Below are 22,877 nucleotides of genomic sequence, written 5' to 3'. Positions count from 1 at the left end.
TTACTCTATGCAGTTAACCTAAAATCTAAAAAAGCTTGAAGCACCTTAGCTTCAAGCATTTTTTTGTATTAATTATTTTTCTATTACATCTTGAATGGTTACGTCCGCACCAAGCTGCTGCATCTTGGTCTCAACCCGATCATAGCCACGTAAAATATTATCTGCGTTGTTGATCACGGTTGTACCATCCGCCATTAATCCAGCAATCATCAAACAGGCACCAGCCCGAATTTCACCAGCTGTAACTGTCGCTCCATGTAATTGGCGCGATGGATGAACTAAAATAATGCCATCCTCAGCTTTGATATCGGCGCCCATCCTACATAACTGCTCTATATGACCAGTTCGCTTAGGATAAACCTGATCAATAATGACTCCTTCACCAGCTTTAGCAGACAACAACAACGGAGTTACGGGTTGCTGTAAATCTGTCGCAAAGCCAGGATAAGAGTCAGTCTTGATCTGAATCATTCTAAGATCCCCTGCCGGATAAACATAAACAGAATCCTCATCTGCATCCAACACTACACCCATTTCCTCGACTTTTGCAAGATAAGAGTCAAGGTGTTCTTCAATGATATTATGAATTCGCACACCATTACCGATACACCCTGCTAAAGCAATATAAGTACCTGCTTCAATGCGGTCAGGAATAATAGTATGGGGAGTTTGCGCCTTAAGCTGGTCCACACCCTCAATGCGAATGGAGTCAGTGCCAGCACCACGGATTTGAGCACCCATATTATTCAAAAAGGTTGCTAAATCAATTATTTCTGGTTCTTTAGCTGCATTATCAATCACAGTTTGCCCATGGGCAGTTACACTAGCCATGATAATATTCATTGTTGCGCCTACAGAAGGCATTTTCAGATGAATAGTTGCTCCATGTAGTCCATCTTTAGGGGCAGTAAGTATTATTTGATCATTTTCATTCTTTACACATGCACCTAGAGCTTCAAAGCCCTTAACATGCTGGTCGATGGGGCGAGGTCCAATATCATCCCCACCAGGAAAGCCCACAACAGCCTTGCCAAAACGACCAAGAAGTGCCCCCATAAAATAATATGAGGCACGTAAACTCTTGATCTTACCACTTGGTAGTGGACTCATCTTAATGTTTTCTGGATCAATGCACAAAGTCGTCCCGTTGAATTCACAAACGACATCCATTTCACTCAACAAATCCATTAAGTTGTCGACATCAGCAATCCTTGGAACACCTTCCAAAGTTACCTTTGTCCGTGACAAAATTGATGCTGGAATTAGCGCCACAGTTGAATTCTTCGCGCCACCAATCCAGACATCTCCTTGCAGGGGCTTTCCACCATGAATTATCATTTGCTTCATTGGCGAAAAAATCCTTTTCTAATTTCGATTAATCATAATAATGTTAAAGGAATTTTACAGAAAAGACAAGAGAAGACCACTATTGTCCCTATTAAAAAATTAAAATTTATTACTATGTTAATTTTTATTAAAACTTCTTAACTGGTAAATCACTAGCTGCGCCAATGAAGGAGCGGAACAAACCCTCTGCCTTTTGTGGTCTACTTAAAAACTCTGGGTGATATTGAGCAGCCACAAAGAATTTATTTTGCGGAATTTCAATGATTTCAACCAAATGATTATCAGGCGAAACACCAGAAAAGATCATGCCAGCTTTTTCAAAAGCATCACGATATTCATTATTAAATTCGTAACGGTGACGATGACGCTCTTGAATAACCTCTTGGTTATCATAAGCTGCCGCGGTCTTAGTGCCCTTTTTCAGTGCTGCTGGATAAAGTCCCAAACGCAAAGTACCGCCAAGGTTTTCCTCATCACGCTTATCAGCCATAATATCAATTACATTATGCTTAGTATTCGGATCAACTTCGGTTGTGTTAGCATCTTGCAAGCCTAAAACATTGCGAGCAAATTCAACGGTTGCCATTTGCATCCCTAAACAGATACCTAAGTATGGCAAGTCATGTTCACGAGCATACTTAATTGCGATAACCATGCCCTCTAAACCACGTGAACCAAAACCACCAGGTACAATTAAGCCAGCAGAATCCTTTAGATAATCAGCAATGTTATCTTCAGTAATATCCTCTGCTTGGACTTTATTAACCTCAATTTTACTATCATATAGATAACCCGCATGTTGCAAGGCATCAGTTACTGAAATATAAGCATCTTCTAGTTCAACATATTTACCAACTAACGTTATCTTAGTAGTATGATGTAAGTTCTTAGCACGTTCATCGAGCTTCGTCCATTCACGCATATCAGCTGTTTGCTTAGGACTAGTAATATGTAAAAAGTCACATACCTTTTGATCCATGCCTTGATCTTGAAATGAAAGTGGCAAATCAAATAGCGATGGTGCGTCAATTGATTCAATGATTCGGTCAACTGGTACATCAGTAAAAGTTGAAATCTTGTCTTTCAATTCTTGCGCAACTGGCTTCTCAGCACGCAACACTAGCATGTTAGGTTGAATTCCAATACTGCGTAGTTCAGCTACAGAGTGCTGAGTTGGCTTAGTTTTCATTTCTTTAGCAGCATGTAAATATGGGACTAACGTACAGTGAATGTACATTACATTCTCTTCTCCAACCTCACGCCGCATTTGTCTAATTGCTTCCATAAATGGTGTCGATTCAATATCGCCAACTGTCCCGCCAATTTCAGAAATAACTACATCTGAATCAGTAGTCAGACCAGCACGCATGATCTTTTGTTTAATCATATCCGTAATATGCGGGATGACCTGAACCGTAGCACCGTGATAATCACCACGGCGTTCTTTTTCCAAAACTTCTTTATAAATCTTACCAGTCGTTACATTAGAATACTTACTAGTGCGCACATCGACAATTCGTTCGTAATGTCCTAAATCAAGATCAGCTTCTGTACCGTCATCGGTTACAAAAACCTCACCATGTTGATAGGGATTCATGGTACCTGGATCGATATTAATATACGGATCAAACTTTTGCATTGTTACTTTTAGTCCGCGATTTTTTAGTAGACGACCTAAACTTGACCCTGTAATTCCCTTACCAAGAGACGATACCACGCCACCAGTAACGAAGATATATTTTGTCATTAGCCAAACTCCTTTTTAAGAAAATACAGAAAAATAATCAAAAATAAAAAAAGCTCCCTTAAAGGGAGCATAGTTGCACATAAGGTGCCCAAGTAAAATACTAGCGATTTTTAACACCAATGTCAAGCTAATTATTCTTCTTCGCCGTCGTCATCTTCATCATCATCTAATTCAGATAATTGACCTTCAATTCCATCCGGCAATTCTTCTTCATCAGGTTCATCATCGATATCGGCTTCAGCATCAAAGTCATCAGCATCATCACTAGCAACAGCATCCAGATCTTCATCTTCTGGATCATCGTTATCATAGTCGATAATATCATCACTGCCAGTAGCATCGGCTAAGAAAGCATTAACCTTTTGATGGTGAGTTCTGGTATCTTCTTGATCTTCATCTTCTGGGTGGTTAACCTCTTCATCAACAGATTCATATGGAAACCATGACCGCAAAGCCCAGATATTCTCCCCCATTGAGATGAATTCACCATTGGTGTTCATATCTGTATAAAATTGTGGCAGACGTTCACGAATCTCTTCGTCACTTTCACCTAAGAAGTTCTGTACCGCATTAACAATATCGGCAAAGGCCATTCTTTTGTTATTATCTTCTAAAATCGCGCGAGCAACTTCGATCATCGATAATTCGTTACGATTTTTATCTTTAAAGTCGTTTAATCCCACAGTTGCATTCCTCTCTTTTAACAATCATTCTTATTTTACTAGGCGTTTAGCTAAAAAGCAACGTGACAGTATAGTTACCTATTAAGTATAGTCCACTAAAGAGGTCATATTCAATCTGAAGTTCTTTAGTAGCAGCATTTTTAGTGAAAAATTTAAGTAATTTGGTCTTACTAGTTAAATCCGTCTGATACCCAGCAGCAATCATTTTACAAGCTTTCGTCTCATAGCTATTGAAATGCAGCAATGAATAGTTTTGCTCATCTTGACTACGCTTAATGATGACATCATCTGCTTTAATAACTAGCTTAACAACGGTTGTCGCATCTTCTTGATAAGTTACCCTAGTAATCCCATTTTGCTGCGTCAATTGACCATTTGCTTGATGAGTAAAAGTTTCTGTTTCTTCTGCCTGCCTAATTGTACTTGTAAAAGTTACCTTAATGTCACTCATTTGCGCTAAAACCCCATTCATCTTAAACATTTAGCTAATTATTTGTTATAATTTTAGTTAGATAAGACTATTTTAACCGATATCTACTTAAAAATTAATGGGCAAGTTCGAGGAATTTCTAATGGCAAGATTTAGCAGCAAAAAATTAGACAAAGAAGTTGTATTACGTGATCCAGTTTACGGCTATATTCATATCGAAGATCAAGTCATCCTTGATTTACTCAAAACCAAAGAATTCCAACGGATGCGGCGAATTAAGCAATTAGGGCCGATCAGCTTTGTTTTTCCTGGGGCAACTCATACTCGTTTTGAACATAATTTGGGCGTATATGAATTAGTTAGACGGATTTGTGATATTTTCGCCAAAAAATATCCGACTCGTACTAGTGGAGATGGTCTTTGGGACGATAATAATCGCTTACTAGTTGAATGCGCAGGAATGTTGCACGATATTGGACATGGTCCTTATTCACATACTTTTGAGCACCTATTCGGCACTGACCATGAAAAAATCGGTCAAAAGATCATTACTGATCCAACTACTGAAATTAATCAAGTTCTTAAACGAGTTGCCCCCAACTTTCCCGAACTAGTTGCCAGTGTGATTGCCAAGACCTATCCTAATGCCCAAGTAGTCAAAATGATTTCTAGCCAAGCCGACGCGGATCGCATGGATTACCTTGAACGGGATGCTTATTATACAGGCGTTAGTTACGGTGAGTTTGATTTATCGCGAATTTTACAAGAAATCCGACCATATAACAACGGAATTTGTTTTACCAAAAGTGGGATGCATGCAGTCGAAGACTACATTGCCTCACGTTACCAAATGTATCAACAAGTTTACTTTCATCGGGTAGGTCGCTCGATGGAAGTTATCTTACAACACTTACTTGAGCGCGCCAAAATTATTTATAAGCATGGTGGTCTGGCAGTAACGCCTAGTTTAGGACACTTTTTAGCTGGTAATTGGACACTGGATGATTATCTCAAACTAGATGACGGCGTTATGGAAACTAATTTTTCATTATGGACAGAATCTACAGATCCAATTTTAGCAGATTTAGCCAATCGCTATTTGTTCCGTAAACCATTGTCTAGTGTGTGTATTAATCAGGAAACTAAAAACTTATTACCGAAACTAAAGGATTTAATTAAACAAGTTGGCTTTGATCCCAATTACTATACGGCAACCAATTCTGCTTTTGACGAACCTTATGATGCATACAAACCCACGGGTAAAAATGCTAATAGCCAAATTGAGATCATGCTACAGGACGGTCAGTTAATCGAATTATCCCAATTAAGTCCACTAGTTCGAGCACTTAATGGTACTTTACAGGGTGATGAGCGTTTCTTTTTTCCTAAAACTATGTTATCTAATAGTGATGAACCACAAATCTTTGACCCACTCTACCAACAATTCCAACGCTACGTTAAAAATGGCGCTCTGCGATATTTACGTAAGCCCAAAAAATAATAGAATCTTTATCCTGCTACAAAAGATACCGTTGGTACACTTTACGGCAGGATATTTTGATTATAAAAAAGCAGCACTTTAAGCAGGATTGCTTAAAGTACCGCGAATTAGTTTTTTTATTAAGTGGATTTAGCAAATTAACTAAAGAACTTATTTAAAATTCCTTAGCAGCTTTCTCCTTGATGGTGTCAGCTGAGTGTTGCAATTGTTGTTCTTCATCAGTAGTCAATGGCAATGTAACTTTTTCAACAATTCCATCTCGACCAACAACTGCAGGATAAGACATATAAGTGTCATACTTTTCTAAGTAATTAGAAACTGGCAATTCAGTTCTTGAATCACTTTCTACTACTTCAACCAAATGAACAGCAGCTGCTGCAATCCCAAAATTAGTGTATTGCTTACCAGCATAAACAGTATAACCACCCTGCTTGATCTCTTCATTAATATCAGACAATTGCCAATTCTTCGCTTGGGCGATTTCTGTCATTGACTGCTCTAATACCTTAACCGTTGACCAAGCCGTGAACTGTGAATTACCATGTTCACCCAAAGTAAAGCCTTGAACAGAGCGTGGATCAACATTCATCCGCTTACCAACTGCTCGTTTCATTCTTGCGGTATCAAGCAAGGTTCCTGTACCAAAAACATGATCTTTTGGTAGTCCCGTTACTTCTTGATATAGACTAGTAATTACGTCAACCGGATTAGAAATACAAATAATGATGCCGTCAAAGCCGCTTGCTTTAATCTTAGCTGCCGCATCACTGACATGTTCCTTATTATATTTAAGTTCACCAAAGCGATCTTTAGCAGACAAAGACACATCACCAACTGCACTGACAATAATTTCCGCATCTTTAAGCGCTGAATAATCATTGACAGTTATATTAGCATGATGATGCAAATTAGCCATGGCGTCTTCAAAGTCCAACGCATCAGCGTTAGCCTTGTCTTCTTTTTCATCAATTAAAACTAAATCATCAACTAAGCCAGCAACAATTAACTGATGAGCAACTGTCGCACCAACATGTCCATCACCAATAACGCCAATTTTATGAGTCATGATTATTCTCCTCCTAAATTTAACAGTTAAATTTCAACTACAATAACAGTATAATTATTAATATAAGTTTCATTATAAACTAAATTTTACTAAAAATAAATTTAATTTTAAAAAAATATTATAAAGAAGGAAATATGGAAACTCAGAGTGAAGCTGATGTTGGCGACTACTTAAAGGTATTCGCTTGCACTGCTGTGATGTTACAATCAATTTTATCATTTATTTTAAACAGTAATTTAACTAAAAGTACTCAAATTACCATTGGCCTAATCTTTAACCTAGTTAAATTCACTGCTCCTGCATTTATTTTTGGCATTCTTTATACGTCAATTAGAACTAGCCAAAAGCAATTACAATTTAATTACCACTCATACCTTAGCCAGCAATTGCATAACCTGTTTATCCCAACTATCTTGTGGACATGCTGGTATCTACTCGTAATGCCGCAATTGCAGCAACATGGCCAGTTTACTAACTGGCAAACTTGGCTGAAGCAATTTTTCAGTGGTAATGCTGCTCCACATTTATGGTACAGCTGTATGATGCTTCAATTTATAATTTTTTATCCATTATTCTTAAAACTGATAACTTGGGTCAACCACTCAAGCAAAAAATGCAGTTTAGTTATTAGTCTAGCAATTATTGGTCAGCTTTTATGGTTAGTAATCTATAGGCAACTAGTTTTTCAAGGTAATACTGTAAGTTCGTGGTATTGGCTTGATCGGTTAGGAATCAGCTTCTTGATTTATGGAATTTTGGGTAGTTTAGCAGGCCATTTTAGGCAACAGTTCTCTCAGCTAATAAAACGGTTTAGTCCAGTCATAATCCTAGTTTGGATCATCGCATATTGGTGGATCAATCACCAATTACTGCAATATGGCATGCCTATCAAACTTGAACACGCGACATATTATCAAGTATCAACGACCCTTTATGATCTCGCAACGATTTGCCTAATTGCATTACTGGCCTTCAATCAGATTAGCCACAGCCGTCCTTGGCTTAGACTAATCCATTTCTTAGCAACCTATGCCTATCGCGCATTTTTAGGACATATTTTTTGGTTAGAACTTTTATGGTTAAATTTAGAGAAAATATTTTCTAAGCTTAATCCATTACTTAATATTCTTATTTTAACAATCTTAACTTGGCTGCTATCTTTTGCGTGTGCAATTATGTTCCATGTAATTTCTCAAAAAATAAAGACAGTTTTACAGTTAAATTAACAAAAACAGCCACTATGCTTTATTAACGTAAAAGCCGTATACTAAATTCTAGGAGGTACTCTAAATGAAACAAGTTAAAATTGGTAATTCAAATTTTAAAGGTTCAGCAATTGCCCTTGGCATTATGCGCATGAATAAATTAACAACTGCTGAAGCAGTTAAAGCCTTAGAAACGGCCCAAGAAGTCGGCATTAATTACATTGATTCAGCTGATATATATGGTCATGGTCAAGCCGAAACGGTATTTGGTGAAGCTTTTAAAAAGTCCTCATTAAAGCGAGACGATTTTTACATTCAATCAAAGACTGGAATTGTTGAAGATCCTAACTTAAATTACAAGACAACTAGATATGACTTTTCTAAAAAGCATATCATAGCAGCAGTTGATGGCATATTAGAACGAATGCAAATTGACTATTTAGATAGTCTATTGTTGCATCGCCCAGATGCACTGATGGATCCTGCAGAAATTAGCGCAGCTTTCGACGAACTACAATCAGCTGGCAAGGTTCGCCATTTTGGTGTATCTAACTTCAACCCAATGCAAACAGCTTTGCTTCAAAAAGGAATTAACCAAAAATTGTTGATTAACCAACTGCAATTCAGCGTAATGCATACTGGTGCGATTGATTTTGGTATTCATACTAATATGACCGATGAGCGCAGCATTGACCATGATCGTGGCATTTTTGATTATGCCCGCTTGCACGATATGACTATTCAGGCGTGGTCACCATTTCAATATGGGCAAATTGAAGGTAACTTTATTGGCAATCCAGATTTTCCTGAAGTTAACCAAGCCTTACAAAAGCTTGCTGATGAAAAAGGTGTATCAAAGAATGCGGTTGCTGCTGCTTGGATTTTGCGTTATCCAGCAAATCTGCAAGTCATTATTGGTACGATGAATCCAGACCACATTGTTGATAGTGCCAAAGGAGCAGACGTCACATTGTCTGCACAAGAATGGTATGATGTTTATTTAGCTGCGGGTAATAATTTACCTTAAATTACACTTAACTAACTTAAATAAAGCAACTTGACTAATTTCAAGTTGCTTTATTTTTTACGCGCATAGCTATTAGGAATCCGCAATTTAGCACGATACTTAGCGATCACTCTTCTGCTTAAATGAATGCCTTGGTCAGCTAAAAGAGCAACTATCTGCTGATCAGTCAGCGGCCGAGCAGGATTTTCAGTTTGAATTAACGTTAATAATTCATGTTCAATTTTAGTTTGCGAAATATTATCCGTCACTTGACGTGGAAATAAAATCTTTAGACTAAAGATTTTATTCTGACATTGGATATATTTATCTTTAATCGCGCGGCTAATTGTACTTGGAGCTAAATCCAGTGCTTGCGCTACTTCTTTTAAGCCAAGTGGCTTAAGCTCTTCTTTTTTTAGGCTGAGTAAAAAATCACGTTGATAGTGCCCAACATATTTTCCTAGCCGCATCATCGTCTGGTGACGTTGGTTAATTGCATTTTTTAATTCTAAATAACGCTCACGTTGCGTAGAAAAGTATTGCTGCTGATCCGTTTGCGCTTTTAACTTAGTATAGGTTGCTTCATCAAAAATCAATTCGGGTATTTGCTGTTGAAAACTTTCCACAGTTATACGCTGATCTACGATTTTATAAATCAAATCGGGTACTAAATACTGAGTACTATCAGCTGCAACATATTCACTAGCTGGCAAAGGATTAAGTGTTTGAATACTAGCTAAAGCGGCGGTTAATTCTTGTCTAGAATAATTCAGCTGCGGCCAACTTGCTGGGTCAGCCAATAATTCTAGCTGTTGATCGATCAGGATTCGTAAAGCAACTTGATCGAAATTTGTTATTTGCCGTGCCTGAATTAATAAACATTCATTGAGATCTTGGGCACCAATTCCACAAGGATCTAAACTTTGCAGGCTTTCTTTAGCATGCCTTAACTCAACAAAAGAAAGCCCAGTCCGGTCAAGCAGCTCACTAGTTCCAGTTCGCAAATAACCATCTGCTGCCAAATTATAAATTAATTGCTTAACCGCCGCTTTGTTTTTACTTGTCCAATTACTTAAACGGACCTGCATTAGCAAATGATCAGTTAAGCTCTCTGCCTGTGGATCGGCCACCCATTCTAACCCTTGACTTTCAGTCTGAGGTTCACGTAATGAAACAAACGGATCGCTAGCCGCCAAATCCTTTATTACATTAACCAAGTCATAAGTACTATATGAAAGAACCGCCAAGTTTTGCTTTAATTTTGGCGATAAAAAAAGCCGCGTCACTAACTGCTCTTTAGGTTTCAAGACCATCTTTTGCATCTGCGACATCGGCTTTTTCACTTCCTTACTTTTATTACTATTATAGCAAATTAGTAAGAAAATTTATCTTTTTAATTAAAAAGGAACAAGTTTTATTATGTATGAATTAATTTGGGAGTTTAAGTTTAATTAGTTAGTTTAACCATTAAATTTCTTACTACCTAACTTCATGTGGAAATTAGGATCCTTTGGAGAGTTAGGATCAAAGCCCATTTCTGGTGAAACGATAGAAGCCATAACTTGTAAAATTAGTGGATAAATAAAAGTTTCAAAATCTTTTGGCACAGTTACATCATAGCCGAAATGATTACCATTGTATGCATCTGAAGTATCAACTAAATATAGATTATTTGTCCAATCACCTAAAACTTCAATCATTTTGTTACATCTAGGCTCAGTACCATTGTCCAAGATTAACACGCTGGCTTTTTCATTCATTGCATTGTAAATTCCATGGATAAATTCATCAAAATCATACCCAGTAATTGGCAAGCGGCAAGTTTCTAAGACCTTTAACGAGCCCTCAAGTACATCTCCGTATAACATAGCTGGGCCAACCACACGTAAATTATCAGTCTTAGCTAGTTTTTCCTTGTGTTCTTCAACCCAATCTAAGGCACGTTGATAAGCATGCGGGAACTGCTTCATTGTATTATTGAGGTCTTCAAGATCTTGGTTAAAATCTGCTTGTTGCAAATTACCATTAGCTAAACCAAGATAATCAGCTAAAAGTAATAAATTCAATTTAGTTGCGTAATAGCCTTTGGTCTTGGCACCAGCTTTTTCTTCACCAATATTAACTGTCATTATTTCATCAGCAATGGAATCAATGTATGCATCTTTTTCACCAGCCATGGTTCCAATAATACAACCAGCTGCCTTGGCGTTCTTCATCGCGTCGAAGGTACTAAAACTGCTACCACCTTGAGAGATCCCAATTACTAAAGTATGGGAATTATCACCGATAAAAAAGTCTGGTGTTAACATAAACGGATAAAATGCCAATACTTCAATTCCTGCACGCTTGCGCATTAGACTCTGCATCTGCAAACCTGAGTGATAACTAGTTCCAGAACCAGTAATGATCACCCTTTTAATATCCCTGTTAGCAACACTTGCAAACAGCTCTTTACTACCTGATACAATTTTTTGCAATTGTGCAGGTGTTTGTGAAATATATTGTTGAATCAAGTTCATTTTTTAGTAACTCCTTTATAAAATCCCAATTACATGTAATAAAATACCTAAAACTAAAATACCAACAGTCAGCTTAGATGTACTTACCTTTTTTCTGATTAACCAAAATACCAATAATGTTATTAATAGTGGCAGCATCTTAGGCATAATTTGATTAAAAATCGATTGTACCTTTACTGTTGCACCACTCATCGCAAACTTCAATGGGATTGTCACTGGTAACATAGTTGCCACCATGCCACCAACTACCATCATGCCGATTATTCCAACAATCTGCATGATCTGATCCATAGCGCCATTTTTTTGCACTTCATCAAGAGACTCGATGCCCCATTTATAACCGTACTTTAATCCAAAGAATCTCAACAAAAAAGCAGGTGTATTGTAAAGAACAAAAAATAAAATCGGTCCTAAAATATTACCTTGTTTTGCAAAAGATACCCCAATACCAGCCGCAATAACTCTGAAGGTACCAAAAAGAATTGAATCCCCAATCCCTGACATTGGTGCCATCAAAGCTGCCTTAACCGAGTTAATCGAATCTGGGTCTACAGCTTCTGGATTGTTAGCATGTTGCTCTTCCATTGCTGATGAAATTCCCATAATCATTGGCGTCATTGCTGGAGTACAGTTAAATAAAGATAAATGTCGCTTTAAAGCATACGCCTGATCATCTTTGTCAGAATACAGGCGTTTAATAACTGGCTCCATGGCATATGCATAGCCAATATTTTGCATCTTCTCATAATTAAAACCACCTTGCAATGCAAAACTGCGCCAAAATACAGAACGTAAATCTTTTTTGGTTAATTTTTTCTTATTCAAAATCAATTTCCCCCTCAGTCAAATTATCTTTAGAGTTATCTGATTTAGTTTCTGGCGAACTGTCATTGCCGCCCTTGTTTCCACCAAATAAGACAATAACTATCGCTATACAAATAGCTAATAAAGCTATACCCGTAATGTCTAATTTCAAATATGCACATAGGAAGAAACCTAAAAAGAAGAAAACAAACAGCTTCTTGGAAAATAACATATCGAGCAATAGCCCAAAACCTACTGCTGGTAAAAGATTTCCGGCGACCGTTAAGCCATCTAAAATAATCTTAGGAATCGCATTGATAATTAGATTAATCTTTGATGCTCCCAAAAGCATTGCTAAAAATGTTGGAATAAAAGCACTAAAGAAAAATAAGATAGTTGGTAATAACAGCATCAAGTTGATGCCTTTAAAGTTAGCCGTTTCTGCATACCTATCTGCCTTATGCGAAAACCACAAATTAACAACTCTAACCAAAGTACCTAAATACGAAGCAAGTACTGCTACAGGAACTGCTATTGTTAACGCAACACCGATTCCCTTATGAGAAATAATTGCTAAAGCAGTTCCGATTACTCCACCTGTAACATAATCTGGTGGAGTAGCAGCACCGATCCCTGCAATTCCCATCCAGATAAGTTCCAATTGAGCACCAATGATAATTCCTTTTTTAACATCCCCAAGTGCCAGACCAACAAACACACTTAAAACAATCGGTCTACCAAATAAGGTAGCACCTAACACTCGTTCATCTAAAATACCGATACCGGCAATTAAGCCGACTAATAACGCCTGTATCATCTCATCACTCCTTCAGTAAATCTGAAAGACTTAATTTTTTATCTCTAGGCAGCATTCTAAAATCTAGCTCAACTCCCATTGATTCAATCTCTTTTAAGTCTTCAATATCCTGATCAGTTACAGCAACATAATCATTTAATTTTTTCTTGCCTTCTTCAAATTTAACTCCGCCGACATTAAGGTTTTTAATGGCACCATTTGAGCCTTTAATTAACTTTAAGGCGTCAGCAATAGTTCTAACCAAAACTAAAACTTGAGCTTTTTTGGCGTCCGCGAATTTTTGAACAATCGGTCCTGATTCCTCAACACTGCGAATGTATAATTTAACCCCGGTTGGTTTGGCCAAATCTAAAGCCATAGCTTTAACCTTATCCTGTTGAGCTTCATCATTTACTACCAAAATTGTATTGGCCCCAGAATTTGAAGTCCAACCAATTGCCACTTGACCATGTAACAAGCGTTCATCAACTCTAATTAACTTGAGCATTACTTTTCACTCTCCTCTATTATTCTGTTGCTAACATCAACCACTCCTGATTGAGCAGCGGCAACTATTTGCCGCACCAATTCTGCAGTTGTAATATTATCAGAATCACTAGTTAACAAAGTTAGCAACATTGGTAAATTCAGACCAGTTAATAACGTAAACTTGTGTCCTTGCAATAATAATTCGGTACAGATATTATTGGCACTTCCACCAAACAAATCGGTCAAAACTAGCAAGTTACTCTCATCAAACTGACCTATTATGGCTTCAAGCTCCGCTTTGGCCTGAACAGTTGATTTTTCCTTGGTCATACCAAAACAATGAACATTAGGTACCTTACCCACGATCAATTCAGCAGTTTTCTTAAATTCACTACTTAAGTTGCCATGAGTAGCCAGCACAATATCTTTCACACAATGACCTCCTTTACAAAATCTATTTACACTAGCTTATTAGCAAATATCGTGCCAACTACTGTGAATTTTGCTAGCCATGGACAATAATGTCTCTAATATAAGCGGTTTCAGGATCGTTAATATTAATTGAAAAGGCGTTCTCCAGCACACTATTATATTTTTTTAAAACACTAAAGTAATGATCTCGCTCAATTTTACTGTTATCACCATCATACTTTTCAATCTCATTTCCACGAATAATTCTTTCGATCATATTGGCAATATGTACATATAAAGAAATTTGGACACGATTACTAATTCGCTCATTCAGGTCAGTTTGCACACCTTTGAGATACTTACTAATCATGGTCATCACCTTATCAGGCGAAATAATTGTTAGTGAATCTAAAATTCTGTCTAACGAAAAGTTCTCAACAAGTCGTTTCTCCCACAGATCCAGATTTTTATCATTAGAAAATGGCTGCAAGATATTTTTTAACGGTTGAATTTTTTCTCCAGTAATAATCTCTTCCAGACCAAAATATGGTATTTCTGGCACATCTGGGTTATCTATCCCCACAATTGCAATCACATTACGATTAGTAAATAAATCTAGTTCTTGATAGTTGATTAATTCTTTAAATTCAAGTGCTTCTATTTGAACTTCAATCAAGTCATAAAAACTTTGATCTAAAATCTTTTTAATTCGTTGAGCACTACCTAGGCCAGACATACAGGTTGTAATAATTGTAGGAACTACTTTAGTCTGTGCAACACACAATCTGCTTTGAACGGTAGTTTGCGAAATTTTTCCTTGAATTGTTCGTAAATCTTTTTGTAAAACCAGCTGATTACCAATCTCTAAGGCTAAGCCCATACTAAAATTGTTAATTACTAACAAGTCACATTCACATTGCGCTTTAAGAGGATCAATAATTGATTCTAATGACCCCATATCCATTAAAATAATCAGCCCTGACTGTGGATTGATTTTTTCAACCAATTTCTTCAGATTATCAATCATTTCAGAGCGAGAAATATCTGGTTTTAGGTCAATTGCAGTAAACACACTACTTTGCAAAAAATGATTACAAGTATCCGCTATACTACTAGCAGTCGCATAACCATGAGCTACAATAATTGCCGGAGTCTTAGGTGAGATGGCTAAATTATCATTAGCAGCTAAAATAGCTAACCACAATTTATCACTGGCAGTTAAATTAATTTCAAAGCGCATTTCTAATAGCTTGGCAATTTGGTCAATTAATTGCAATTCTGTCGCAAACAATTGCTCAAGACCACTAAAATTATCAAGTTGACTAAAATCAGTCTCAAATTCATCTCGCATCAAGCAATAAAGATAGACAGCTATGTCATAAATTGACGAATTCTTAAAGCTTACTGAGTCAATTTGTGCCACTTCAAAAATATTAACTATTACTTCTGCGTAGTCAGAAATTAAGGGGCGCTCCAAGTTATAAGTAGCATATAAAATATTATGCGTCGCATTTTGAACAACTTGATAGTAACGCTTTTTATCTTTTACTTGCTTTCCTTCTAAATTTAACAAGTTTTGCCAAGCAAATTTAATCTTAGAAGTAAATTCATTATTATCTGAATTGATTAAGGTCTTAAGTGTATCGTTTGGATGAAAAACCAACTTTTCTTTACCTTGAGCAATTGAATAATGTTGTACTTGGACCTGTTTTAACAAGTCTTTAGGTAAATCTCCTAGCTTAATTTCTAATTTATCGTTACCTAAAGCTTTGCTATATTTTTTAGCAACAATATTTTGTAAACAATTTTTTAGTTGACCGACATTTTCTTGAAAGTGACCATGATAAATTAAGCTTAAGCACTGTTTTGAAATCGCAATCTCACAATTTATTCTTTTGGCTTGCTCAATAATTAAGGCGTAAGTCAACATCCGCTGCTCATACGCACCCCGTTGCTGCAAGGTCGGCAGTTTGATTTTAATCGGAATTCTGCGTAAGAAAGTCTTTAAAAAACGATCTTCTTTTTCAGTCGTGGCAAAGAAGAGACGCGTTTTACTCTGAATCTCTTTTGAATCATCACCAATTGGAGAAAATGTACCTGTATCTAAGTATTTAAATAACTTTTCTTGGCCCTCAACACTTAAGCGATGAACTTCATCTAAAAATAAAATACCATTATTAGCAGCCTGCAAAGCTCCTGCCTTATCCTCATTAGCACCAGTAAAAGCATCTTTAACATAACCAAACAGCACACTAGATAATAATTCCGGATTATCTGCATATTGGGCACAATTAATTACCACCAACCTAGCTTCATCTTTTAAAATTTTTTGATCTTGTCCATAGTTAAAAAGCTTTTTAACTAAAAAAGTCTTTCCCGTACCCGATTCCCCAAAAATGATTGCTGGTAAACCAGCAGGAGGATAAATTAGTGCTGCTTTTAATTGCTCAATCACTTCTTTTAAACTACCATTCCATCCAATAACTTGCTCCCAAATTAGATTCTGATGCTCATGCCTAAACTCGGCAATGCTAGAATAGGTATGATTGGTATTCGTCATACTAACTAACCTTAGATAAATTACCGGTCTAGTATTAATCTTGATTAATTCATTGCTTCTGTATAATTCATTCAACCTTTTACTAATCACTGATCGATCTTGACCAACTTTCTTAGCAATCAAAGATGTCGTTGGTGCTTGCTCAAGGTCATAGTCCTTCATAAATTTGGTTGTTTGTTCTTTTATTAATTGCAGGATATTTATCGCTTGATTTTCCATACCGTTTTCATCCTCCGTATTAATAAATAATAGCACATTTAGTTTTAATTATTTTTTAAAAATATAAGCCTAAGAATAAACCAGTTGAGTAGTCCTATCACAATCGCTACTTTTATTTTTTCGTTAAAAAAGCCAGAAGTCATGCTTTTCAGCATAACTTCTGGCTTTCGAATTTTAATTATTTACAAAAACGTTCTACAATCTCTTGGTTGCCGCGGTCTAGCTTTAATTCACTTTGGGCAAGTTTATCCAAAATATCTGCCAACGTGATTTTTTTCATTTCGGTCTCAACTGCTATCTGTAATTTTTGATATTCTGTGGTTAGAATTGTTTGAATATTACCACCAACAACACACTTAGGTTCAGTTTTGGCATCGATCTGAAATAAGTATTGATGATCGGTTGCTTGATAAATATCATAAAGCGTAATTTTAGTAGCTAATCGTGTCAATTCCGGGCTTGAACGACCATTACTAGTCGTAATTAATCCGGCTCTTCTTAAATTTCCCATAATCTTGCGTACGTTAGAAGGATTGGTTTGAACGCTTTCTGCAATTTTAACACTGGATACCCAGTCAGTATCTTGGTAAATAGCTATGTAGGAAATGATATGAATTGTATCACTCAACTGGATAGAATTACTCATAGCTGATCTGCTCCTTAACTTTGATAATTTTATAACTAAAGCTTCTTGACTATTATAACTCAAAGGATTATTCTAAACCTGTATTTTTAAAATATACAGGTTTTAACATTATCAGTGAGCAGGAGAAAAATGACGATGAAAATTTTAATTACAGGTGCAACCGGTGGATATGGTAACTACACTTTGAAAAAATTATTGCAATTAGTTCCCAAAAACGAGATTATCGCATTGGCTAGAAATCAAGAAAAAGCGCAAAAACTGGAAGACCAAGGAGTTGCAGTTAGAATTGCCAATTATGATGATCCACAAACATTGAATACTGCTTTTCAAGGGGTTACCCGACTGCTCTTTGTTTCTAGTAGTGAAATTGACAAGCGCCAGGCACAACATCAGAATATTATTGCTGCTGCACAAAAGAATGGTATATCTTATATTGCCTATACTAGTTTCGGTGAAGCTGACACTTCAACTAGCCCACTAGCAGTAGATCATGCTTATACTGAAAAATTAATTCTTGCCAGTGGCATTGAACACACTTTTCTTCGTAATAACTGGTATCTAGAAAATGAAGCTAGTTTAGTTGCTGCAGCTTTGAAGACCGAAAAATTCGTTCATGCTGGTGGCGATGGTAAAGCTGGTTGGGGTTTGAAACGTGAATTTGCAGAAATCGGAGCCCGTGCAGTTTCTGGCAAGTTTAACTTCCCTAGTATTTTAGAAGTTGGCGGTCCACTACTTACATACCAACAATTAGCTGATGCACTGGCTAACGTAACTGACAAGAAGTTAGCAATTAATGCTACTGATGCACAAGCATCTGCTAAGTTTTTGGAAGATAATGCTGACTTGCCAAAAAATGCAGCTGAATTTTCAGCCTCATCACAAGAAATTGTTAAAAGTGGTAGTTTAGCAATCGAGCCTGATGACATGATCAAGTATTTAGGTCATCCATTAACTCCAATTGAAGATGCCGTAAAGGAATTATTTGTCAGCTAATTAGCAGTCTTAAAAATGCAAAAGTCCTAATCATTGCTTAATAGCCGATTAGGACTTTTTAGTATAAATTATTTTATCTTATCTAATGAATCTTTAACAGCTTCTTTAATAGCTTTGCTAGTTTGTGAAGCACCTGAGACTGCATCAATGTCATAGGTATTAGCAGCGATCATTTTCTGTGGTAATTCCTTAACGGCTTTAAGACCATAATCGTCACTTTCAGTTTGCTTAAGAATTTCAATATTTTCAATCTTACCGTCATCTTTAACAGTGGTTCTAACAACAACGCCGTCTCCCATACCCTGATTACTGTAACCAAGATATTGATTATCAGCTGTTGGATATTGATCGCCAGCTTCATCACTTTTAGCGTCAAAGTTATCATTGATCGTTGCTTCGTTTAAATCTTGACCACCAGAGACAGGCAAGGCTTGTTTAGCTGCTGCCGCATTTTCACCGGCAATTTTACCAGAGATCAAACAATCGGCAACATTACCACCAGTTGTATACTTATTGACAAATGGCGCACCTAACTCACCAGCTTCATATAAATGCGGAATTGGCTCACCGTCTGGATCAAGAACTTGTGAATGTTCATCGCGGCGACCCCCACCTTGAGTATTAAGCATATTTTGTCTTAGCGCAATTGCATAATATGGACCATCGGCACTAAATTCACGTAAAGTTGCTGGATCACGATGAAAGGCATAATCCTTACCTTGTTGTGCCATAAAATTAAATTCAGTGATCGTATTTTTAATTGTTGCGGGATCTTTATTGATCTTCTGAGCCAACTCGGTGATTGTTTCAGCCTTGATAGCGTGATCTAAGAAACCTGGAACTTTTAAGCCATCATCTGGCTCATTCTTAAGTTCATCGTATTTTTGCTGATCAAAAATCATGTATGGTCGCTCTTGGTTTAAAGGTACAACCCAGTTTCCGTGATTATAGATATGGCCATGTCGATTCATTTCTGCTTCATTAAAATACCGCGTACCATCATCACCAACTACGACCACACTACCGCTAGAGCTTTCTTGCCAAAAGACATTGAGAGCATAAGTTGAGCGTTTCCCTTCAGCTTGACGAACAGATAAACCATGGAATTGACCTAGAGATTCAAATGAACGCATATTCCATAACTGTGCATTCACTTCTTCTAGCATCTTAATGCCATCACCTTTATTATATAAAGTACCAATTGGTGATAAATATGGTGATTGTAAGAAACTCTGAATCATTTCTTTATTATTTTCAAAACCGCCAACAGCAAGGACTACCCCATTTTGCACCTTAATGTTACGCAAAACGTGGTCACGCTCAATTTGCACACCAATTACGGTCTTAGTAGCACTATCTTGAATTAAGTGTTTTGCTGGAGAAGCATACCAAACGTCAATTTGATCACTACGATCCAAGACTTTTTGTCGTAAAATCTTCCATAATGCTGCATCATCGACACCTTCATGGACTAAATAAGCATCATATGAATCGGCATCTGGCATTTCTGGGTATTCAGTTACATAAGCAGTTGATGGTGTTCCAGCCAGCAGCTTTTTCATACTTACCGGCTCAACATCCAGATATTTTTTAAAGTAATCGCCCATATTGGCCATGCCTTCAACAAAAGTATCAAAGGTAGCCTTATCCGGCTTTAATGGAGCTGCCAAATGTTCGTGATAATTTTTCAAACCCTCATAGTCTGTTCCTGCACCAACCATTTGACCTGAATACCGCGTATTACCACCCTCATGGCCTTCTGGTGCACTGTCTACCAACAGAACTTTAGCTCCACTATCTGCCGCAAATCTCGCAGCAGTGGCACCAGCTCCACCAAATCCTAAGACTGCAACATCATAGACTGCATCCCATTGAAATTTTTGGTCATTAGTCATAACTTAACCTCCTACTAAAAAACTATTGTTTACGGTTTCATTAAACACTATAATTATCAGTATGTGAAATACTTAATTATTAAAATTACTATTACAAAATAGGTATAGTTATGAATCGTCAATTACTAATTATCTTAGAAACTCTTGAAAATAGTGACTCTATTTCAGCAGCAGCTCAAAAATTATACTTGAGTCAACCCTATATCAGCCGCTTAATTAAAAAATATGAGAACAAATACAATGTTATCCTTGTCAAAAGGAGCACACGCCCAATTGAATTGACTCCTGCTGGACATCTCCTAATTAATTACTTACGCAAAGATTTTCAATTACAGAATCAGCTTGAAAGTGAGATGGAAGAATACGAACAAAATACTTTTCCAACGTTGCGCATGGGCATTACTCCACCCTTAGGAGAAAATTTTAACTTAACTGTTTTACCACAACTATTCAATAAATTTCCTAATTTAAGAACAAATACCGTTGAATTTAGTACCACTAACGCGGAAAAGGCTTTTAAAGATGGTCAACTAGATCTATTTGTTGGTAACACAGTACAACTGCCCCATGTAGAAAATTATCCATTGCATTCAGACCAACAAATTTTAGTGTTAGATAAGAGTTCACATCTATATCGCGCTGATAGGACAGAGATACTTTTTAAACCAACTATTTTTCAAAAACTAAATCATGAAAAGTTCATTGTTGTTGATAGTGAAATCCGTTATCAAAATATTATCAATAACTATTTTAATGACATTGGCATTCAGTTTTATCCCAGTATCCACGTACGAGATTCAACAACTGCATTCAAACTAGCAGCCTTAGGTTTAGGTAACATGACCACTAGCATCGAGGCCATTAAAAGTTCAAATTGTAAAAATATAAACTATATCAAATTGCCTATAGATAAAGTGTGCATTAACTTCTCTTTATCAATAAGTCGAAATAGAAAACTGGGAAAAGAAATTACTTATGCGAGTAACATTATTAAGAAAGATTTTACCAACAAAATTTTATCTTTATAATTGCATAATAAAACCTCGAATTTTAATTCGAGGCTTTATTTAGAGCAAGTGTCTTATTGTAAACCTGTTTAATTAATATCACACAGTTCAACACCATAAAGTGTTGCTAAATCACGAACTTGTTCTTCAGTTGCTGCAAACGACATAACTGTATGGTGACCACCACCAGCCTCAATCCACTTAGTCGCTCCATTCTTGAGTCCTGGTTTTGGAGTCCACATCTGTTTAGCAACAGGTAAATTAGGTGTATCCTTTTCTGCTTTATGAGCATCAACAGGATAGGTTACCAACTTAAAGTTATCGCGAAAATCTGCGAGAGTAACATCAATTGCATCCCCTTCATCACCTGAAAAAACAAGCCGTGCAGGATCTGCTTTGCCACCAATATCAAGTGGATGAACTTCAACACGTGGCTTTTCAGAGGCAATTGAAGGATCAACTTCCAGCATGTGGGAACCAAGAATCGCTTCGTGGCCTGGACGCAAATCCAAAGTATAGTCTTCCATAAAAGCTGTCTTAGTATTATGGGTCATGATCTTAAAAATCCGTAATAAACCAGCAGTCTTCCAATCACCTTCACCAGCAAAGCCATAACCATCACGCATTAGCAATTGTGCAGATAAACCTTGTAATTGTTCCATACCATGTAAATCTTCAAAGTTTGACGTAAAAGCAGTATATCCGCCACGCTCAAGGAACTTCTTCATAGCAATATACTGTTTCAGTTGATAGCGAACAGTTGCTTGAAATTCTTCCTTACTTTGATTACCTTGAACCATAATATATTTTGACTCTAAGTCAACATATTGGTCGTCAATCTCTGACTCTTTTACCTTGTTCATTTCAGCAACTAAATCACCGATACCATAGTAGTCAACTGTCCACCCCAATTGAATTTGTGCTTGAATTTTGTCACCTTCGGTAACAGCCACACTACGCATATTATCACCGAAGCGGCAAATTTTAGTCTTAAATGATTCGTCGTATGCAACCGCAACGTCTTCCCAATCAGCAATTTGTCTCTGCACTTCAGAATCTTGCCAGTGTCCATAAATAACTTTATTATGCTTCTGCAAACGTGCATTGATATAACCATATTCTCGATCACCGTGCGCACTTTGATTCAAGTTCATATAGTCAAAATCCATGGTATCATACGGAATATAATCTAAATATTGCGTAGCAAAGTGCAACAATGGTTTCTGTAATAATTGTGTGCCACGAATCCAGTTTTTAGCTGGTGAAAAAGTATGCATCCAAGTAATCACACCAGCTACATTATCATTATAATTAGCTTCCTTCATGAACTTAGTGATTTCATCCGCAGTAGTTAAGACTTCTTTGAAGACAATTTTATACGGCAAATTGCCCTTTTCATTTAAACCAGCAACAATTTTCTTAGAATTTTCTGCCACTTCTTTTAAAGTTTCTTCACCATATAGGTGTTGACTTCCTGAAACAAACCAGAACTCATATTTAGGTATTGATAACATTAGTGTTTCTCCTTATTTAAAAATTTACATAAATAATAA

General features: G+C 36.8%; 20 protein-coding genes. 5 read left to right on the top strand and 15 right to left on the bottom strand.

What is annotated here, in order from left to right:
* Positions 1-72: 72 nt before the first annotated feature.
* The 4 genes from OZX59_RS07635 to OZX59_RS07620 form a co-directional block, all read right to left on the bottom strand.
* Positions 73-1,347, bottom strand: coding sequence for a UDP-N-acetylglucosamine 1-carboxyvinyltransferase (locus OZX59_RS07635; protein WP_277125775.1), 1,275 nt, complete (start codon positions 1,345-1,347; stop codon positions 73-75).
* A gap of 127 nt (positions 1,348-1,474) precedes the next feature.
* Entirely contained in the window at positions 1,475-3,094 is a 1,620-nt protein-coding gene (locus OZX59_RS07630) for a CTP synthase (RefSeq protein WP_277125774.1), read from the bottom strand.
* 131 nt (positions 3,095-3,225) lie between these two features.
* The gene (rpoE, locus tag OZX59_RS07625; protein WP_277125773.1) at positions 3,226-3,777 is read right to left on the bottom strand and encodes a DNA-directed RNA polymerase subunit delta; all 552 of its coding nucleotides are present in this window, start codon (positions 3,775-3,777) and stop codon (positions 3,226-3,228) included.
* Between the two features lie 46 nt (positions 3,778-3,823).
* Complete coding sequence (locus tag OZX59_RS07620) at positions 3,824-4,228, bottom strand: DUF1934 domain-containing protein (RefSeq protein WP_277125771.1); 405 nt, start codon at positions 4,226-4,228, stop codon at positions 3,824-3,826.
* A gap of 121 nt (positions 4,229-4,349) precedes the next feature.
* On the opposite strand from OZX59_RS07620, the gene OZX59_RS07615 reads away from it, so the two are divergent.
* Positions 4,350-5,708 (top strand): HD domain-containing protein, encoded by a 1,359-nt coding sequence (locus OZX59_RS07615; protein WP_277125769.1) that lies wholly within the window; start codon positions 4,350-4,352, stop codon positions 5,706-5,708.
* 154 nt (positions 5,709-5,862) lie between these two features.
* Here OZX59_RS07615 and OZX59_RS07610 read toward each other — a convergent pair whose 3' ends face one another.
* Positions 5,863-6,774 (bottom strand): L-lactate dehydrogenase, encoded by a 912-nt coding sequence (locus tag OZX59_RS07610; RefSeq protein ID WP_277125768.1) that lies wholly within the window; start codon positions 6,772-6,774, stop codon positions 5,863-5,865.
* Positions 6,775-6,908: 134 nt separating this feature from the next.
* Between OZX59_RS07610 and OZX59_RS07605 the strand changes: the two genes are divergently transcribed.
* Positions 6,909-8,000, top strand: coding sequence for an acyltransferase family protein (locus tag OZX59_RS07605; protein WP_277125767.1), 1,092 nt, complete (start codon positions 6,909-6,911; stop codon positions 7,998-8,000).
* A gap of 64 nt (positions 8,001-8,064) precedes the next feature.
* Positions 8,065-9,006 (top strand): aldo/keto reductase, encoded by a 942-nt coding sequence (locus OZX59_RS07600; RefSeq protein WP_277125766.1) that lies wholly within the window; start codon positions 8,065-8,067, stop codon positions 9,004-9,006.
* A gap of 50 nt (positions 9,007-9,056) precedes the next feature.
* On the opposite strand, the gene rpoN is transcribed toward OZX59_RS07600, so the two are convergent.
* The 8 genes from rpoN to OZX59_RS07560 all read right to left on the bottom strand — a co-directional run bounded on the left by rpoN (position 9,057) and on the right by OZX59_RS07560 (position 17,429).
* Positions 9,057-10,316 (bottom strand): RNA polymerase factor sigma-54, encoded by a 1,260-nt coding sequence (rpoN, locus tag OZX59_RS07595; protein WP_277125765.1) that lies wholly within the window; start codon positions 10,314-10,316, stop codon positions 9,057-9,059.
* 129 nt (positions 10,317-10,445) lie between these two features.
* Positions 10,446-11,504 (bottom strand): SIS domain-containing protein, encoded by a 1,059-nt coding sequence (locus OZX59_RS07590; protein WP_277125764.1) that lies wholly within the window; start codon positions 11,502-11,504, stop codon positions 10,446-10,448.
* A 15-nt stretch (positions 11,505-11,519) separates the two neighbouring features.
* The gene (locus tag OZX59_RS07585) at positions 11,520-12,329 is read right to left on the bottom strand and encodes a PTS system mannose/fructose/sorbose family transporter subunit IID (RefSeq protein ID WP_277125763.1); all 810 of its coding nucleotides are present in this window, start codon (positions 12,327-12,329) and stop codon (positions 11,520-11,522) included.
* A complete protein-coding gene (locus tag OZX59_RS07580; protein ID WP_277125762.1) occupies positions 12,322-13,125 on the bottom strand; it encodes a PTS sugar transporter subunit IIC in 804 nt (267 codons plus the stop codon). The genes OZX59_RS07585 and OZX59_RS07580 overlap by 8 nt, the downstream gene beginning before the upstream one ends.
* A 4-nt stretch (positions 13,126-13,129) precedes the next feature.
* Complete coding sequence (locus OZX59_RS07575) at positions 13,130-13,612, bottom strand: PTS sugar transporter subunit IIB (RefSeq protein WP_277125761.1); 483 nt, start codon at positions 13,610-13,612, stop codon at positions 13,130-13,132.
* Positions 13,612-14,025 carry a PTS mannose transporter subunit IIA gene (locus OZX59_RS07570; RefSeq protein WP_277125760.1) on the bottom strand — a complete coding sequence of 138 codons (414 nt, stop codon included), beginning with the start codon at positions 14,023-14,025 and terminating at the stop codon, positions 13,612-13,614. Before OZX59_RS07570 ends, OZX59_RS07575 begins: the two co-directional genes overlap by 1 nt.
* 73 nt (positions 14,026-14,098) lie before the next feature.
* Positions 14,099-16,783 carry a sigma 54-interacting transcriptional regulator gene (locus tag OZX59_RS07565; RefSeq protein WP_277125758.1) on the bottom strand — a complete coding sequence of 895 codons (2,685 nt, stop codon included), beginning with the start codon at positions 16,781-16,783 and terminating at the stop codon, positions 14,099-14,101.
* 178 nt (positions 16,784-16,961) lie between these two features.
* Entirely contained in the window at positions 16,962-17,429 is a 468-nt protein-coding gene (locus OZX59_RS07560) for an Rrf2 family transcriptional regulator (RefSeq protein WP_277125756.1), read from the bottom strand.
* 135 nt (positions 17,430-17,564) lie between these two features.
* On the opposite strand from OZX59_RS07560, the gene OZX59_RS07555 reads away from it, so the two are divergent.
* Positions 17,565-18,422 carry an NAD(P)H-binding protein gene (locus OZX59_RS07555; protein WP_277125755.1) on the top strand — a complete coding sequence of 286 codons (858 nt, stop codon included), beginning with the start codon at positions 17,565-17,567 and terminating at the stop codon, positions 18,420-18,422.
* A gap of 68 nt (positions 18,423-18,490) precedes the next feature.
* Here the strand turns inward: OZX59_RS07555 and OZX59_RS07550 are convergent, their stop codons facing one another.
* A complete protein-coding gene (locus OZX59_RS07550) occupies positions 18,491-20,317 on the bottom strand; it encodes an FAD-binding protein (RefSeq protein WP_277125754.1) in 1,827 nt (608 codons plus the stop codon).
* A 110-nt stretch (positions 20,318-20,427) separates the two neighbouring features.
* Between OZX59_RS07550 and OZX59_RS07545 the strand changes: the two genes are divergently transcribed.
* Positions 20,428-21,345: a LysR family transcriptional regulator gene (locus OZX59_RS07545; protein ID WP_277125753.1), complete on the top strand. Its 918-nt coding sequence runs from the start codon at positions 20,428-20,430 to the stop codon at positions 21,343-21,345.
* A gap of 68 nt (positions 21,346-21,413) precedes the next feature.
* Here OZX59_RS07545 and araA read toward each other — a convergent pair whose 3' ends face one another.
* A complete protein-coding gene (araA, locus tag OZX59_RS07540) occupies positions 21,414-22,838 on the bottom strand; it encodes an L-arabinose isomerase (protein ID WP_277125752.1) in 1,425 nt (474 codons plus the stop codon).
* Positions 22,839-22,877 lie beyond the last annotated feature (39 nt).

Source organism: Lactobacillus sp. ESL0681, from assembly GCF_029392835.1.
Lineage (GTDB): Bacteria > Bacillota > Bacilli > Lactobacillales > Lactobacillaceae > Lactobacillus.
Note: the sequence above shows the minus strand (reverse complement) of the source record. Positions and strands in the feature narration are given on the sequence as shown.